At 70.7% G+C, this 15,015-nt stretch carries 19 protein-coding genes; 15 read left to right on the top strand and 4 right to left on the bottom strand.

Annotation, left to right across the window (positions count from 1 at the left end; genetic code table 11):
- The 14 genes from ruvB to VGB60_RS12105 form a co-directional block, all read left to right on the top strand.
- On the top strand, positions 1-757 hold a 757-nt coding region (gene ruvB, locus VGB60_RS12170; RefSeq protein WP_331038516.1), incomplete at its 5' end, for a Holliday junction branch migration DNA helicase RuvB.
- Positions 758-816: 59 nt separating this feature from the next.
- Positions 817-1,197, top strand: a complete 381-nt coding sequence (locus VGB60_RS12165; protein ID WP_331038515.1) for a hypothetical protein — start codon at positions 817-819, stop codon at positions 1,195-1,197.
- Entirely contained in the window at positions 1,194-1,649 is a 456-nt protein-coding gene (gene ybgC / locus VGB60_RS12160) for a tol-pal system-associated acyl-CoA thioesterase (protein ID WP_331038514.1), read from the top strand. Before VGB60_RS12165 ends, ybgC begins: the two co-directional genes overlap by 4 nt.
- 130 nt (positions 1,650-1,779) lie before the next feature.
- The gene (gene tolQ / locus VGB60_RS12155) at positions 1,780-2,526 is read left to right on the top strand and encodes a protein TolQ (RefSeq protein ID WP_331038513.1); all 747 of its coding nucleotides are present in this window, start codon (positions 1,780-1,782) and stop codon (positions 2,524-2,526) included.
- A 3-nt stretch (positions 2,527-2,529) separates the two neighbouring features.
- On the top strand, positions 2,530-2,991 hold the full coding sequence (locus VGB60_RS12150; RefSeq protein WP_331038512.1) for an ExbD/TolR family protein: 462 nt from the start codon (positions 2,530-2,532) through the stop codon (positions 2,989-2,991).
- Positions 2,992-2,995: 4 nt separating this feature from the next.
- On the top strand, positions 2,996-3,829 hold the full coding sequence (locus VGB60_RS12145) for a hypothetical protein (protein ID WP_331038511.1): 834 nt from the start codon (positions 2,996-2,998) through the stop codon (positions 3,827-3,829).
- Between the two features lie 130 nt (positions 3,830-3,959).
- Positions 3,960-5,315 (top strand): Tol-Pal system beta propeller repeat protein TolB, encoded by a 1,356-nt coding sequence (gene tolB / locus VGB60_RS12140; RefSeq protein ID WP_331038510.1) that lies wholly within the window; start codon positions 3,960-3,962, stop codon positions 5,313-5,315.
- Between the two features lie 117 nt (positions 5,316-5,432).
- On the top strand, positions 5,433-5,993 hold the full coding sequence (gene pal / locus VGB60_RS12135) for a peptidoglycan-associated lipoprotein Pal (protein ID WP_331038518.1): 561 nt from the start codon (positions 5,433-5,435) through the stop codon (positions 5,991-5,993).
- A 107-nt stretch (positions 5,994-6,100) separates the two neighbouring features.
- A complete protein-coding gene (locus tag VGB60_RS12130; protein ID WP_331038509.1) occupies positions 6,101-7,213 on the top strand; it encodes a DUF3667 domain-containing protein in 1,113 nt (370 codons plus the stop codon).
- Between the two features lie 38 nt (positions 7,214-7,251).
- On the top strand, positions 7,252-8,145 hold the full coding sequence (locus VGB60_RS12125; RefSeq protein WP_331038508.1) for a tetratricopeptide repeat protein: 894 nt from the start codon (positions 7,252-7,254) through the stop codon (positions 8,143-8,145).
- Positions 8,142-9,524, top strand: coding sequence for a tRNA lysidine(34) synthetase TilS (gene tilS, locus VGB60_RS12120; RefSeq protein WP_331038517.1), 1,383 nt, complete (start codon positions 8,142-8,144; stop codon positions 9,522-9,524). The genes VGB60_RS12125 and tilS overlap by 4 nt, the downstream gene beginning before the upstream one ends.
- A gap of 32 nt (positions 9,525-9,556) precedes the next feature.
- Positions 9,557-11,491 carry an ATP-dependent zinc metalloprotease FtsH gene (gene ftsH / locus VGB60_RS12115; RefSeq protein ID WP_331038507.1) on the top strand — a complete coding sequence of 645 codons (1,935 nt, stop codon included), beginning with the start codon at positions 9,557-9,559 and terminating at the stop codon, positions 11,489-11,491.
- A 166-nt stretch (positions 11,492-11,657) separates the two neighbouring features.
- Complete coding sequence (gene folP / locus VGB60_RS12110) at positions 11,658-12,470, top strand: dihydropteroate synthase (protein WP_331038506.1); 813 nt, start codon at positions 11,658-11,660, stop codon at positions 12,468-12,470.
- On the top strand, positions 12,467-12,826 hold the full coding sequence (locus VGB60_RS12105; protein ID WP_331038505.1) for a DMT family protein: 360 nt from the start codon (positions 12,467-12,469) through the stop codon (positions 12,824-12,826). Before folP ends, VGB60_RS12105 begins: the two co-directional genes overlap by 4 nt.
- A 35-nt stretch (positions 12,827-12,861) precedes the next feature.
- Here the strand turns inward: VGB60_RS12105 and VGB60_RS12100 are convergent, their stop codons facing one another.
- The 4 genes from VGB60_RS12100 to VGB60_RS12085 are packed head-to-tail and all read right to left on the bottom strand — an operon-like array spanning position 12,862 to position 14,619.
- Complete coding sequence (locus VGB60_RS12100; RefSeq protein WP_331038504.1) at positions 12,862-13,278, bottom strand: DUF1579 family protein; 417 nt, start codon at positions 13,276-13,278, stop codon at positions 12,862-12,864.
- Complete coding sequence (locus VGB60_RS12095) at positions 13,275-13,745, bottom strand: SRPBCC family protein (RefSeq protein WP_331038503.1); 471 nt, start codon at positions 13,743-13,745, stop codon at positions 13,275-13,277. The genes VGB60_RS12100 and VGB60_RS12095 overlap by 4 nt, the downstream gene beginning before the upstream one ends.
- Complete coding sequence (locus tag VGB60_RS12090) at positions 13,742-14,299, bottom strand: SRPBCC family protein (RefSeq protein ID WP_331038502.1); 558 nt, start codon at positions 14,297-14,299, stop codon at positions 13,742-13,744. Before VGB60_RS12090 ends, VGB60_RS12095 begins: the two co-directional genes overlap by 4 nt.
- Entirely contained in the window at positions 14,296-14,619 is a 324-nt protein-coding gene (locus tag VGB60_RS12085) for a metalloregulator ArsR/SmtB family transcription factor (protein WP_331038501.1), read from the bottom strand. The genes VGB60_RS12090 and VGB60_RS12085 overlap by 4 nt, the downstream gene beginning before the upstream one ends.
- An 85-nt stretch (positions 14,620-14,704) precedes the next feature.
- Between VGB60_RS12085 and VGB60_RS12080 the strand changes: the two genes are divergently transcribed.
- Positions 14,705-15,015: bifunctional hydroxymethylpyrimidine kinase/phosphomethylpyrimidine kinase (locus tag VGB60_RS12080; RefSeq protein ID WP_331038500.1), on the top strand; the 311-nt coding region annotated here is incomplete at its 3' end.

Below are 15,015 nucleotides of genomic sequence, written 5' to 3'. Positions count from 1 at the left end.
CGATCTGGCGGCGATCCTGACCAATCTCGAGCCGCGCGACGTCCTGTTCATCGACGAGATCCACCGGCTCGCTCCAGCGGTCGAGGAGATCCTGTATCCGGCGATGGAAGACCATGTGCTGGACCTGATCATCGGCGAGGGGCCGTCGGCGCGGTCGGTGCGGATCGATCTGGCGCCGTTCACCCTGGTCGGGGCGACGACGCGGGCCGGGCTGCTGGCGACGCCGCTGCGCGACCGCTTCGGCATTCCGTTGCGGCTGGAGTTCTACACGCCCGAGGAACTGGTGCGGGTCATCACCGGGGCGGCGCGCAAGATGGGCGTGTCGGTGGACGAGGCGGGCGCGCGCGAGATCGCCAGCCGCGCGCGCGGGACGCCCCGCGTGGCCGGGCGGCTGCTGCGGCGGGTGCGGGACTTCGCAGAGGCCGAGGGCTCGCCGGTGATCGACCGGCTGGCGGCGGCGCGGGCGCTGGCCCGGCTGGAGGTCGACGAGGCGGGGCTGGACGCCAACGACCGCCGCTTCCTCAAGGCGCTGATCGAGAACTATGGCGGCGGGCCGGTCGGGATGGACACCCTGGCGGCGGCGATCGCCGAGGCCCGCGACGCCGTCGAGGACGTGATCGAGCCCTATCTGCTCCAGCAGGGCTTCATCCAGCGCACGCCGCGCGGCCGCATGGCCTGCGCCAGGGCCTACGCCCACCTCGGCCTGACGGAACCGCCGAAGACGCCTCAGGCGGGGGATCTGTTCGGCGGCAAGTGAGAGGCGTCGAGGCTTCACCTCGCCCCCGAACCCGGTCATGCTCCCGTCAAGGAGGCGGCATGGCGAAACGGGCGATCCGGACAGAGCGGCTGATCGCGGTGCTGGGCGTCGCGGTGCTGCTGCTCGGCGCGCTGGCGATCTGGGCGACGACGCAGGGCGCCGGGCCGGGGTTCACGCAGGAGCCGGTGGGGCGGCGCGTGCTGCGGCAGGCGCGCGAGCAGCTGGGCCGGCAGGCGGAGGTGCGGCTGATCGAGCCAGGCCGGGGCCGGGTCGCTTGCGGCTATGTCTCCGAACGCCGCGGCGGGCCGGCCGTGGGCTTCATCTCGCGGCCGAACCGGATGCTGCTGAGAGACGATCCCCTGAGCCGCGAGTTCCGCGCCATGATCGTGGCGGATTGCCCGGCGTTCCCGGAACGCCCCTTGTCGCCGGCTGCGCCATGACCGGCACGGATGCGCCGACGGCCGGCCGGTTCGAGGGCCGGGAGCACCGGCTGCCGGTGCGGGTCTATTACGAAGACACCGACTTCACCGGTCTGGTCTATCACGCCAACTATGTGCGCTATTTCGAGCGGGGTCGTTCGGACTGCCTGCGCCTGATGGGCATCGGCCACGCGGAACTGCTGGACGGCGACCAGCCGACGGCCTTCGTGGTGACGAAGATGGAGTTGGCCTTCCTGAAGCCGGCCCGGATCGACGACGCGCTCGTGGTGCGAACCCGCTACGAGTCGGTGAAGGGGCCCCGGCTGATGATCTCGCAGGCGATCACGCGCGGCGACGAGGTGCTGTGCCGGGCCGAGGTCGAGGTGGTCTGCATCCACATGGACGGGCGGCCGCGGCGGCCGACAAAGGCGCTGGTCGCGAAGGTCGGGCCGTGGTTGGCCCAGGCCGGCTGAGGCAACATTGCCAAGCTGTCATGTGCACCGAAGCCACGGCCCGGCTACACCTCGCCCCACGCGGCTGAATCGCCACACAACGGCCATGCCCGTCCGGTGCACAAGGACGGCGAGACGCAAGGATTCCTGAATGACCGCCACCGCCGACGCCGGGATGCTGAACCCGCTGCACATGTTCCTGGAAGCGGACATCGTCGTGCAGGCGGTGATGATCGGCCTGATCATCGCGTCGCTGTGGTCGTGGGCGGTCATCATCGACAAGGCGGTGCGCTTCTCGTCCCTGAACCGCGAGGCGGATACGTTCGAAACGGCGGTCGGATCGGGCCGGTCGCTGGAGGAGATCGCCTCGCAGGCGGGGCCGAATCCGGTCCACCCGCTGCCGCGCATGCTGGTCGTCGCCCTGGCGGACTGGCGCGACGCGCGCAAGGGCGGTCCGCTGACCGAGAACCAGGCCAATCTGCTGATGTCGCGGATCGACCGGGCGCTGGACAGCCTGATCGCGCGCGAGGGCCAGCGGGTCGAGAACGGGCTGGGCGTGCTGTCGGTGGTCGCCACCTCGTCACCCTTCATCGGCCTGTTCGGCACGGTCTGGGGGATCATGAACGCCTTCGGCGCCATCGCCTCCTCGGGCAACACCAATCTGGCGACCGTCGCCCCGGCGATCTCGGAGGCGCTGTTCGCCACGGCGCTGGGCCTGGCGGCGGCGATCCCGGCCTACATCGCCTACAACAAGTTCTCGATCGACGCGGGCAAGTTCACCGGCCGGCTGGAGAGTTTCGCCGACGATCTGCAGGCCGCGGTGGCGCGGCGCCTGGGCGCCTCCAGCGCGGCTCCGGCGGCGGCCCCCGCCGCCGATCACAGCCGCCGGGAGTATTGAGCCATGGCTCTGGCTGGCGGCGGAGGCGGCGGGCACGTCCGGGGCCGAAGGCGACCGCGCAAACGGCCCCTGAGCGAGATCAATGTGACGCCGCTGGTCGACGTCATGCTGGTGCTGCTGATCATCTTCATGGTCTCGGCGCCGCTGCTGACGACCGGGGTCGAGGTCGAACTGCCGAAAACCGAGGCGCGGGCCGTCGAAACGGATCAGGAGCCGGTGGTGGTCAGCATCGATCGCGACGGCGGCATCTTCATCGGCGACAGCGAGGTGGCGTGGGACCGGCTGGTGCTGCAGGTGGCGCAGGAAGGCGGCGAGGGCGCGCGCGAGAAGCCGATCTTCGTCCGCGCCGACGGCCGGGCGCCCTATCAGGCGGTGGCGCGGGTGATGGCCCGGCTGTCGACCGAAGGCTTCACCAAGCTGAACCTGATCACCGACACGTCCGCGCCGGCGGGCGGGGAGGGCTGACGCCATGGAGCGGCCCGGCTCGGCCCTGATCGGATCGGTGATCGTACACGCCGGCGCCGTGATCGCGGTGATCGCGGCCGGGCTGTACGCGCCGCGCGCCGAGCCGCGCCCGATGGTCAACGCGGTGCCGGTGTCGATCGTCTCGACCACGGTGGTAGAGGCCGCCGCGGCCGACAATCCGAGCGATGAGCTGGTGACCGAGGACGCCGCCACGGCCCCGGTTGCGCCTCCCCCGGAGCCGGAGCCGACGCCCACGCCCACGCCGCCCGCGCCGAGACCGACCCCGCCGCCGCCGACGCCGACACCGACGCCTGTGAAGAAGGCGCCGACGCCGCCGCGTCCGCAGCCGACCCCGCCGCGCCCGACGCCGCCCCGGCCCACCCCGCCGCGCGCCCAGCCCACCCCGGCGCGCCCGACACCGGCTCCGGCCCGGCCACGCGAAGACACGCTGGATCTCGATTCGCTCGTCGGGCCGGCGCGTCCCGCCACGCGCCCGGGCACGCGACCGGCTACCGGCGAGCAAGGCCGGGGATCCGCGCCGCGCGCCATGGGGCCGGCCCAGTGGAGCGCCATCTTCAATCAGGTCTACCGCAACTGGAGTCCGCCGTGCGGGACGCCGGGCGTGTCCGAGATGCAGGTCCAGATGGACGTCACGATCACGGCCAACGGCCGCATCGCGCGTCCGCCGACCCTCATCGGCCGCAAGTCCGATCCGGTCTGGATCGCCGTCGCCGAGGGGGCGGAGCGCGCCCTGTATCAATCAGCCCCGTTCGACGTGCCCGACGGCTTTGAGGGCGGCACGGCGCGGACGACGTTCATCACCAGCCGGGTGTGTTGAACGGGACACGGTTTGTGGCGCCGGCCAGCGTCACTGTCCCCAAAGTCGCCCCATTCACGGCCATGCTGGCCTTCGGCGTCGGCTCTCGCGATAACGGGCGGATCCCGAGACCGAGACTGCGGAGTACCCCATGCGATTGAACCGGCTTCTGGCGAGCGCAACCTTCGTGGCGATGGCGGCGACGTCCGCGGCGGCTCAGACGCCGCCTCAGAACCAGCCGGTCGAGGTCGTCATCGATCAGGGCGTTCTCCGGCCCTACCAGATCGCGGTGGTGGATTTCGCCGGCGAGAACGGCGCGGACCTCAGCGGGGTGATTCGCGCCGACCTGCGCCGGTCCGGCTATTTCGAGCCGATGAACCCGGCCAGCTTCGTGGAAACCGGCCTGACGCTGGCGAACGCCCCCAACTTCCCGCAGTGGACCTCCATCGGCGCACAGGCTGTGCTGTATGGCGCGGTCACGCGGCGCCCGGACGACCGCTACGACTTCGGCTTCCGACTGTACGATCCGTTCCGCCAGTGCCAACTGGCCTCGTACCAGTTCACCGCGACGCGCGAGCAGTGGCGCCGGATCGGGCACAAGATCGCCGACGTGATCTATCAGCGCATGACGGGCGAGACCGGCTTGTTCGACAGCCGCGTGGTGTTCGTCGCCGAGAGCGGCACCCAGCTGAACCGCCTGTCGCGGCTGGCGATCTCGGACCAGGACGGCTTCGACCCCGTCTTCCTGACGGGGGGCGAGGAGATAATCATGTCCCCCCGCTTCTCGATGAACGACCCCAACGAGATCACCTATGTGGCGCTGGGCAAGGACTACAGCCGCATCTACCTGTACAACCTGTCGACCGGGCGGCGGGAAAGCCTCGGCGAGTTTGACGGTCAGGTGTTGGCGCCGCGCTTCTCCAACGACGGGTCGCGCGTCGCCTTCTCCATCATCCGCGGCGGGAACACGGACGTCTATGTGATGGATCTGGCCAGCCGTCAGGTGCGGCGCCTGACCAGCGATCCCGGCATCGACACCTCGCCCTCGTTCAGCCCCGACAACCGTCAGATCGTCTTCACCTCGGACCGGTCGGGCAGCGCTCGCTTGTATGTAATGAACGCGGACGGCTCGTCCCAGCGCGCCGTCTCGCGCGGCGGCGGCCTGTACACGGCCCCGAACTGGAGCCCGCGCGGTGATCTGATCGCCTTCACCAAACAGAGCGGCGGCCGGTTCTCGACGGGCGTCATGCGCCCCGACGGCTCAGGCGAGCGCATCCTGTCGACCAGCTATTTCGAGGAGGGCCCGTCGTGGGCTCCCAACGGCCGCTACATCATGTTCGCGCGCCAGACGCCGGGCGGCGACACCCGGCTGTGGACCGTGGACCTGTCCGGCCGCGTGGTCTCGCAAGCCGGCTATTCGGGCCGGGGCTCGGACCCGGCCTGGTCGCCGCTGCTGGACGAGCAGCCGTCCATGCTGGGCGGCGGCCCCGATGGCTGCCCCGCCTGATGGTGCGGTCCGCCACTTCCAGTCCCTCATCGCCACTAGCGCCGGCGCCGGGCGGACAGTACGCATTCGTTCAAAGCCACGCCTGAGGCCAAGGCCTCACCAGGAGACCACCCGATGATGAAGCCCTCGACTCTCCTCCGTCTGACCGCCGTCGGGCTCGCGGTCACAGCCATGGCCGCGTGTACGCCGCGCCGTCCCGTCGAGTCCGGCGCGGGCGAAAGCCTGCCGCCAGGGACGAACAACGAACAGTACGGCAACGGCCCGGGCGGGGGCGTCACCGGCGGCAATCTGGGCGGCTCGGCCGCGCCGGGTTCGGAGCAGGACTTCGTCGTCAATATCGGCGACCGCATCTACTTCGACCTCGACAGCTATCAGGTGCGCCCGGAGGCCTATCCGCGGCTCGACGCCCAGGTGGCCTGGCTGCAGCGATATCCGAGCGTGACGGTCCGGATCGAAGGCAACGCCGACGAGCGCGGCACGCGCGAGTACAATCTCGCCCTCGGCGCCCGGCGGGCCGAGTCCGTGCGCGGTTATCTTGTTGAGCGCGGCGTCTCGGCCGGACGGATCGACACCATCAGCTTCGGCAAGGAACGGCCGATCGCGGCGGGGTCGGACGAGGAAGCCTTCGCCCGCAACCGCAACGCCCACACGGCGATCGTGTCCGGCGCCCCGCGCTGACCGACGGCTGATCCAGCAGGAGGGGCGGTCCGCGGACGGGCCGCCCCTTTCCTTTTGACCTCAGCTCCGGACCACCGCTAAATCCCGACGGGTCTGGGGGACGGAACATGGATATCGACGCCGCCGGGGGAGTCGCGACGGCCGGGCTGGTCGGCGGCGCCATCGAGAAGCCGACGGGTCACGCCGGCGATGCGCATGCCGTCTGCACCGATTGCGGTCAGCCCGCCACGGGCCGGTTCTGCGCCAACTGCGGCCAGCCCACCCATGTGCACCGGTCTCTGCTGCACCTCGGCGAGGAGATGCTGCACGGCGTCCTGCATTTCGACGCGCGCATCTGGCGCACCCTCCCGCTGCTGGCGTTCAACCCGGGCCGACTGACGCGCGAATGGGTGCAGGGGCGACGCACCCGCTACGTCTCGCCGCTGGCGATGTACCTGTTCACCGTCTTCCTGATGTTCTTCGCCTTCAGCTTCATGGGCGGGGATGGGGGCGGTGGGGCGACAACCGTCAACATCGACCAGCAGATTGCGACCGCCGAAGCCGACCTGGCCGAGGCCCGCACCGATCTCGCCGGGGCCACGGCCGGACTCGGCCTGCCGGTGGGAGCCGAGGGCAAGACCTGGACCGACGCTGGAGAACGGGCGGAACTCAATCAGGTCGAGGAAGATCTTGCGCGGCTGCGAGCCGCCAAGGAGGCTGGCGAGACGACAGTGGTGGCCGGCGGGGGCTGGACCGCGAAGATCGCCGAACGCGCGCGCAGCGGCGAGTTGAAGGTCAACACCGGCAGCAAGCGGATGGACAAGATCCTGCAGAAGAAGCTGCTGAACCCCGACCTCGCGCTCTACAAGCTGCAGCAGACGACCTACAAGTTCAGCTTCCTGCTGATCCCACTGTCGATTCCCTTCCTGGCCCTGCTGTTTCTGTGGCGCCGCGGGACGACCCTGTATGACCACGGCGTGTTCGTGCTGTACTCGCTCACCGCCGTGTCGATCCTGTTCATGGGCGCGGCGCTGCTGTCGCCGGTGTGGTCCGGCTTCGCCTTCCTGTTCGGCCTGCTGGTCAGCTTTGGCGTTCCGGTTCACATGTTCGCCCAGCTGAAGGGCGCCTACAGCCTGAGCTGGTTCTCGGCGGCCTGGCGGACCCTGTTCCTGCTGGTGTTCGCCAATATCGCGCTGGGCCTGTTCTTCACCGCCATCATCCTGCTGGGTCTGACCAGCTGACGCCTTGCAGCCGCCGCAAATCGGTGGGACGAAACCGCATGCCCAAGCTGCCCGCCTTCCTGACCAAACCCGCTCTGGCCACCCTCCTGGGCGTGCTGGCGATCACCGGCACGACGGTGGTCGTGGCCCAGACCGCGCCGGTGGAGGCGATCCAGTGGGACAAACGCCGGCTGGACCAGTTGGACCGCAACGTCCGTCGCCTGGAGCGGGCGCTGACGCAGCGCAACGCGGCGGGTCAGCCGGTGCTGGTCGAGCCCGATCCCGAGGTGATCGCCCTGCAGGGCCGCGTCGGCCTCATGGACCGGCGTCTGGCCGATCTCGAGGCGACGGTGCAGCGGGTCAACGGCGATCTGGAGCGGCTGACCTTCTCGCTGGACGAGGCGGGCGGGGCCAACACCACCCTGTCGACCCGGGTGCGCGAGCTCGAGACCAAGATCCGGGCCATGGAGGCCGCCGCCGCGCGCGAGGCCGAGCTGAACGGGCCGATCCCGAACACCTCGCCGACCGGGGACGCCGCGCGCGACCTGACCGCCGCCGCCCGGCTGGCCGCGACCGACCCGGAGCGGGGCGATCGCGCCCTGCAGACGGTGATCGCCGCCTGGCCGGACACGCCGCAGGCGCAGGAGGCCTCGAGCCGCCTCGGCGACCTGCGGGTCTCGGCCGGGGATCAGGCGGGCGCCGTCTCGGCCTACGCCGCCGCCCTGCGCGGCTGGCCGAGCGCGCCATGGGCGCCGGCCACGACGCTGGAGCTGGCGAACGCGCTGAACGCCACCGACCGCAAGACCCAGGCCTGCACGGCCCTGACCGAGTTCACCCGCCGCTACGCCGAAGCCGCCACGGCGGCGGTGCGGACGCGTGCGGCCGAGGCCCGGACCCGGATCGGCTGTCCGGCGGCGGCGGCCCCCGCCCCGACGCCCCGGCGGGCGGGCTGACGCCGGTCCACGGAGACTGGACCGCCGCCGTTCGCGCCGGCCTGTCGGCCCGGCTGGAAACCCATGCCGAGCATCCTGTCGGCCTGGCCCTCTCGGGCGGCGGCGACTCCATGGCCCTGCTGCAGGTGGCGGCTGAGTGGGCGCGGGAGAACGGTCGGCGGCTGCTGGCCCTGACGGTCGATCATGGACTGAACCCGGACAGCGAGCACTGGTCCGTCTTCGCCGGCGAGGCCGCGCGCGCGGCGGGGGCGGAGTGGCGCGCGCTAGGGTGGCGGGGACCGAAGCCGACGTCGGGCCTGCCCGCCGCCGCGCGCCGCGCCCGCCACGCATTGATCGCCGAGGCGGCCCGCAAGGCGAGGGCCCGGATCGTCCTGTTCGCGCACACCGCCGACGACGAAGCCGAGGGCGAGGTGATGCGGGCGGAAGGGTCCACGCTGGGCCGGCTGCGCGACTGGGCGCCGTCGCCGGTCTGGCCGGAGGGGCGCGGCCTGATGCTGCTGCGGCCGATGCTGGGCGCGGGACGGGCGGAGGTGCGGGACTGGTTGGCGGCGCGGGGCGTGGGCTGGATCGACGATCCGGCGAATGAGGATCTGAAATACGCACGGAGCAGGGCGCGTGCGTCCCTTCTCCCATCGGGAGAAGCCGGCGCGAGAGCGCCGGATGAGGGTCGGGGGTTTGAAGCGGCGAAGCCGCCCCTGGACGGCCGACCCTCACCCTTTCCCGCTTCGCCCTGCCCTTCGGGTCGCCTGACCCATCGCTTCGCTCCCGGAGCCTCAACCCCTCTTCCGATGGGAGGGGGGTTGCTTGAGATCGGGCGCGCTGTAGACGCCCATGCCCTGGCCGCTGTCCTCGTCTGCGCCGGCGGCGGGGAGCGGACGCCGCGGGGCGAGCCGCTGGCGGGGCTGCTGGCGCGGCTGGCGGCGGGCGAGGACTTCACCGCCAGCCTGTGCGGCGCGCGGATCGAGGCGGACGGGGCGCGGGTGCTGGTGGCGCGGGAGGCGGGGGAGTTCGTGCGTCGACCGCCGCCGCCCATGCCGCTCACGCCTGGCGCGCCGGCGGTCTGGGACGGACGCTGGCTGATCGAGACGGACGAGCCCGACTGGTCGGTCGTCGCGGCGGCGGGGCGGATGACCGGGCTGTCCGACGCCGACCGCGCCGCGCTGAAGGGCCTGCCGCCTGCTGTTCGAGGCGGCGTGCCTGTCCTGATCCGGCACGAGGGCGGCGCCCCGGTTCTTGCAGGGGCCGTGGCGAAGGCGCGGTCGCTGGTCGAACAGAGACTGGCCCTTGCGCTGGACCGAATGACGCATGAAAGGGACCTGGGCGCCGCCATCCATGGCGCCGCGCCCCCGGACCGCCTATTTTCGACCGGACAACACTGACGGAGCGTGGGTGCTCCGGGGAACGAGACAGAATGAACCTGCGCAATCTGGCCATCTGGGGCGTCATCATTCTCGGCGCGATGGCCTTCTACGTCGCCGTCAGCCGCCCCGGCGGACTGGCCGCCCCGGCCTCGGGCAAGGCCGCGGCCGAACGGCCCCAGACGATGACCTATTCGGACCTGCTCAAGGCCCGCGACGCCAACGCCATCGCCAGCGTCGAGTCGCGGGGTGAAACCCTCAAGGCCACGCTGAAGGACAACCGGGTCGTGACCGTCACCACGCCGGTGCCGAACGGCGACCTGCTGACCAGCATCGCCGCCACCGGCGCCCAGGTCGACGCCAAGTCGACCCGGCAGTCGCTGTGGGTCAGCGCCCTGATCGGCCTGCTGCCCTTCATCCTGATCATCGGCCTGTGGATCCTGATCATGCGCCAGATGCAGGGCGGGGCGCGCGGGGCCATGGGCTTCGGCAAGTCCAAGGCCAAGCTGCTGACCGAGCACAAGGGCCGCAAGACCTTCGACGACGTCGCCGGCGTGGACGAGGCCAAGGAGGAGCTGCAGGAGGTCGTCGACTTCCTCAAGGATCCGGGCAAGTTCCAGCGTCTCGGCGGCAAGATCCCAAAGGGCGCCCTGCTGGTCGGCCCTCCCGGCACGGGCAAGACCCTGCTGGCGCGCGCTGTGGCGGGCGAGGCCGGGGTGCCGTTCTTCTCCATCTCCGGCTCCGACTTCGTCGAGATGTTCGTCGGCGTCGGCGCCAGCCGCGTTCGTGACATGTTCGAACAGGCCAAGAAGAACGCCCCCTGCATCATCTTCATCGACGAGATCGACGCGGTCGGCCGTCACCGCGGCGCCGGTCTGGGCGGCGGCAACGACGAGCGCGAGCAGACCCTGAACCAGCTGCTGGTCGAGATGGACGGCTTCGAGGCGTCCGAGAACATCATCCTGATCGCCGCGACCAACCGTCCCGACGTGCTGGACCCCGCCCTGCTGCGTCCCGGCCGCTTCGACCGCCAGGTCGTGGTGCCCAACCCCGACGTCATGGGCCGCGAGAAAATCCTGCGCGTGCACATGAAGGACGTGCCCCTGGCCGCCGACGTCAACGTCAAGACCATCGCCCGCGGCACCCCCGGCTTCTCGGGCGCCGACCTGGCCAATCTGGTCAACGAGGCGGCCCTGATGGCGGCGCGCAAGGACCGGCGCATGGTCACCCACCGCGACTTCGAGGACGCCAAGGACAAGGTCATGATGGGCGCCGAGCGCAAGTCCATGGCCATGAACGAGGAAGAGCGCCGCCTGACCGCCTATCACGAGGGCGGCCACGCCATCGTCGCCATGAACGTCAAGATGGCTGACCCGGTGCACAAGGCGACCATCGTCCCGCGCGGACAGGCGCTGGGCATGGTGATGCAGCTGCCGGAAGGCGACCGCTATTCCATGAAGTACCAGCAGATGGTCGACCGGATCGCCATCATGGCCGGCGGCCGGGTCGCCGAGGAGCTGATCTTCGGCAAGGAGAACATCACCTCGGGCGCCAGCTCCGACATCCAGCAAGCGTCCAAGCTGGCGCGCCGCATGGTGACCCAGTGGGGCTTCTCCGACATCCTCGGCACCGTCGCCTATGGCGAGAACGAGCAGGAGGTCTTCCTCGGCCATTCGGTCGCGCGCAGCCAGAACGTCTCGGAAGAGACGGCCCGGATCATCGACTCGGAGGTCAAGCGCATCGTCAGCGCGGGCTGGGACGAGGCCCGCCAAATCCTCACCGACAAGGCCGCCGATCTCGAGACCCTGGCCCAGGCCCTGCTCGAGTACGAGACGATGTCGGGTCAGGAGATCAAGGACCTGCTGGAGAAGGGCGTCGCCCCGAACCGCGACGAGAACAACTTCCCCAACGCCGGTCCGTCCGTCTCGGTCCCGATCACCCCTGTGTCCGAGGGCGTGACCGTGGAGGAGCCGGCGACGGTTCATTAGGCTACGGCGCCGCCCCCTCCGTCACGGCGCGAAGGGCGCCGCGCTACCTCCCCACAGCGTGGGGAGGAGAGGAAGGGCGCGGTGTCTCCTCCCCATTCCATGGGGAGGTGGATCGACGGCGGAGCCGGCGAGACGGAGGGGGCGACGCGGTGAGGCGATCAGGACGATGACACGCAGACCTCTCGTCATGGGCATCGTCAACGTCACGCCGGACAGCTTCTCCGACGGCGGGCGGCTGGGCACCGTCGAGGCCGCCGTGGCGCACGGCCTGAGGCTGGTCGAGCAGGGGGCGGATCTCCTCGACATCGGCGGCGAGAGCACCCGGCCGGGCGCGGAGCCGGTCGACGCGGCCCAGGAGATTGCGCGGGTGGTTCCAGTGATCGAGGCGCTGCGTGCGCGCTGGGCAGGGCCCATCAGCGTCGACACGATGAAGCCGGAAGTCGCCCGGGCGGCCGTGGGCGCGGGGGCGTCGATCTGGAACGACGTTTCGGCGCTGACCTTCGACCCGCGCAGCGCCGACACGGCGGCGGCGCTGGGCTGCGGCGTGGTGCTGATGCACATGAAGGGCGAGCCCGGCACGATGCAGGCGGAGCCGCGCTACGGGGACGTGGTGGCGGAGGTGACGAGCTGGCTGGCGGCGCGCGCGGACGCGGCCATGGCGGCGGGCGTGGCGCGCGAGCGCATCTGGCTCGATCCCGGCCTCGGCTTCGGCAAGACGGCGGCGCACAACCTCACCCTGACGGCCCGCCTGGATCAGTTCGTCGCGCTGGGCTTCCCGGTGCTCTACGGCGCCAGCCGCAAGCGCACGATCCAGAGCGTCGACCCCTCCGCAGCGGATCCGACCGACCGGCTCGGCGGATCGCTGGCGCTGGCGCTGGAGGCTGCGCGGCGCGGCGCCGCTGTCGTCCGGGTCCACGACGTGCGCGAGACGGTGCAGGCGGTGGCGCTTCAGGCCGCGGTGCTCAGCGCCGGCTCATGACCGGCGGCTGGCCATACATCGCGCCGGTGCTGATGCTGGCGCTGTCCAACGTTTTCATGACCTTCGCCTGGTACGGTCACCTCAAGCACAAGACCGCCGCCCTGTGGGTGGTTGTGATGGTCAGCTGGGGCATCGCCTTCTTCGAATACTGGCTGGCGGTTCCGGCCAACCGGATCGGCCATCAGGTCTATTCCGCGGCCCAGCTGAAGACGATGCAGGAGGTGATCACCCTTGTGATCTTCGCCGGCTTCTCCGTCGTCTATCTGGGCGAGCGGCTGACCCTCAACCACGCCGTCGGCTTCGCCCTCATCGCCCTGGGAGCGTGGTTCGTGTTCCGCGGGCCGCTCGGTTCCTGAGGCTTGGCGCGCCCGCTGCGGGAAAGGCGCGCGTATCAGGCCTTACGGCGATAGTCGGTGACGGTGAAGTCGCGCCAGGCGCCGTCGGCCCCCTGCACACGGCCGGTCATGCGGCGTTCGTCGCTCGAGACGATCTCGAACACGTCGTCGTAGTCGCAGGTCTCGCCCTCGAGGTCGAAGCTGGGGCCGCGGCTTCGCATATGCAGCGCGCCGTCCGCCTCGACCGCGCCGTCATAGGTCCACAACGTCGGATGTTCCCAGTGCACGAAATCCCCGGTCGCCCTGCCTGTCTCAGGGTCGAGCGCGATCTGGAAGCGGTAGTCATCTGACTCCATCACCACCCATGCGCCGCGCCGGGTGACGGTCTCCGTCCCGGTGCGGGGCTCTCCGGGCCCGCATCGGCTCTCATAGGTCCATTCGCCCACCAGCTGGTCCAGCCATGTCGCGGTCATCGGTCCCTCCATTCAGCCACGCGCGCGTCGGGATGGCGGTCGAGCACGAAGCGCGGCTCGATCCCGCGTTCGAGCCAGATCTTGGCGCCGGCAAGAACCAGGGCGAAGCCGCCCGCCGAGTCGAGCGCCCTGGCGACGCCGGCCGGGCTGTCCTCGAAGCCCCGGTTCTCGACGTTGACGAAGGCGGCGTCGTCCCGGTCCTCGAACAGCCATTCGACCTCCGACGGATCGTCGGCGATGTCCCAGTCGATCAGGATGCGGCGGCCGGGCTCGACGGCTTTGACCAGTACGTCCGTGCCGACGCCATACATCTGCCAGTCCCAGCGGACCTGGGCCCCCGGTTCGAGCCGGTCCGAGCCTCTGGTGAACCAGAAGCGAGACGTCAGCGCCGGATCGAGGAAGGCCTCGAACACCTCGGCGACCGGGCGGCGGATCAGCATTCCCGCGGTGGCGACCGGTGCGCTCACGCCTCGTCCTCCAGCCGCTCCGCATAGGCGTCGCGCAGGGCGAACCAGCGATCCCACGACCACGGGTGGCGCACGCCGCGCGCGGCGTCGTCCAGCCCTTCCATGTGATGGTGCCAGCCGCTGAGGACGTTGCCGCGCGCCCCGGCCCAGGATTCCGGCACGCGGTGGATCAAGGTCAGGTGCGTGCCGTCGCCGGCGGGCTCGAGCCGCCACGACACCACCGACTCGGGGTTTTCGCCGAAGGTGTGCTCGAAGCGCGAGAAGGGCTGGACCGTCAGCACCTCGTTCGACTGCCGGCGCCGTTCGGGGGTGTCCGGCATGAACTCATGGTCGGGCTGGCGGAAGTTCAGCTCCATCCTGCCGCCGGGCACGGCCTCGATCTCGGCCTCGGCCAGCCAGCAAGCGAGGCCGTCGCCGGTGGTCAGGGCCTTCCACACCCGCTCGGGCGCATGCCGCAGTCGCCGTTCGAAGCGGAGCTCCCAGCCGCCGTCGATGCGACGGAGGCTTCCGGCCTCGGCTCCGAGCCGGACGGGGGCGGTCAGGGCGTCGCTCATTGGGGAAATTCCTTGTCCAGATGCGCCTCCAGCGCGTCGAGTTTGCCGGTCCAGAAGCGGCGGTAGCGGGCCAGCCACTGGTCGAGCTCGGCGAGCGGGGCGGGGTTGAGGCGGTAGAGCCGCCGCTGGGCGTCCTTGCGGACGGTGACCAGGCCGGCCTCTCGCAGCACCGACAGGTGCCGCGACACGGTCGGCTGGCTGATCGGCAGGGCGTCGACGAAATCCCCGGCAGGGCGCTCGCCGTCGGCCAGCATCGAAAGGATGGCCATGCGGTGAGGCTCGGCCATGGCCATCAAGGGCGCCTGCAAGGATGCGGTCATGTATATCGCTTAAAGCAAATATAGACGGAGTGCAATATATGACCTTGCGCTTGCCGAGCGCGCCGCGATTGGCCATCCAGCCGGGATGACCTCGCCCCTCGGACGCGTACTGATCATCGCCGGCTCGGACTCGGGCGGCGGCGCGGGCGTGCAGGCGGACATCAAGGCGGTCACCGCCCTGGGCGGGTACGCCGCCACCGCGATCACGGCGATAACGGTCCAGAACACCCTCGGCGTCCACGGCGTCCATCCGCTGCCGCTGGACCTGATCGAGGCGCAGGCGCGGGCGGTGCTGGACGACATCGGGGCGGACGCGATCAAGACCGGCATGCTGGGTTCGACGGCGGTGGTGGAGCGGGTGGCGGCCATCCTCGACAGCTGCGCCGCGCCCGCCGT

The sequence above is a fragment of the Brevundimonas sp. genome (assembly GCF_036399195.1).
GTDB lineage: Bacteria > Pseudomonadota > Alphaproteobacteria > Caulobacterales > Caulobacteraceae > Brevundimonas.
Note: the sequence above shows the minus strand (reverse complement) of the source record. Positions and strands in the feature narration are given on the sequence as shown.

Excerpts from the sequence above, each read along its gene's own strand:
- VGB60_RS12165 (WP_331038515.1), top strand. The coding sequence starts at position 817 with ATGGCGAAACGGGCGATCCGGACAGAGCGGCTGATCGCGGTGCTGGGC.
- ybgC (WP_331038514.1), top strand. The coding sequence starts at position 1,194 with ATGACCGGCACGGATGCGCCGACGGCCGGCCGGTTCGAGGGCCGGGAG.
- tolQ (WP_331038513.1), top strand. The coding sequence starts at position 1,780 with ATGACCGCCACCGCCGACGCCGGGATGCTGAACCCGCTGCACATGTTC.
- VGB60_RS12150 (WP_331038512.1), top strand. The coding sequence starts at position 2,530 with ATGGCTCTGGCTGGCGGCGGAGGCGGCGGGCACGTCCGGGGCCGAAGG.
- VGB60_RS12145 (WP_331038511.1), top strand. The coding sequence starts at position 2,996 with ATGGAGCGGCCCGGCTCGGCCCTGATCGGATCGGTGATCGTACACGCC.
- tolB (WP_331038510.1), top strand. The coding sequence starts at position 3,960 with ATGCGATTGAACCGGCTTCTGGCGAGCGCAACCTTCGTGGCGATGGCG.
- pal (WP_331038518.1), top strand. The coding sequence starts at position 5,433 with ATGAAGCCCTCGACTCTCCTCCGTCTGACCGCCGTCGGGCTCGCGGTC.
- VGB60_RS12130 (WP_331038509.1), top strand. The coding sequence starts at position 6,101 with ATGGATATCGACGCCGCCGGGGGAGTCGCGACGGCCGGGCTGGTCGGC.
- VGB60_RS12125 (WP_331038508.1), top strand. The coding sequence starts at position 7,252 with ATGCCCAAGCTGCCCGCCTTCCTGACCAAACCCGCTCTGGCCACCCTC.
- ftsH (WP_331038507.1), top strand. The coding sequence starts at position 9,557 with ATGAACCTGCGCAATCTGGCCATCTGGGGCGTCATCATTCTCGGCGCG.
- folP (WP_331038506.1), top strand. The coding sequence starts at position 11,658 with ATGACACGCAGACCTCTCGTCATGGGCATCGTCAACGTCACGCCGGAC.
- VGB60_RS12105 (WP_331038505.1), top strand. The coding sequence starts at position 12,467 with ATGACCGGCGGCTGGCCATACATCGCGCCGGTGCTGATGCTGGCGCTG.
- VGB60_RS12100 (WP_331038504.1), bottom strand. The coding sequence starts at position 13,278 with ATGACCGCGACATGGCTGGACCAGCTGGTGGGCGAATGGACCTATGAG.
- VGB60_RS12090 (WP_331038502.1), bottom strand. The coding sequence starts at position 14,299 with ATGAGCGACGCCCTGACCGCCCCCGTCCGGCTCGGAGCCGAGGCCGGA.
- VGB60_RS12085 (WP_331038501.1), bottom strand. The coding sequence starts at position 14,619 with ATGACCGCATCCTTGCAGGCGCCCTTGATGGCCATGGCCGAGCCTCAC.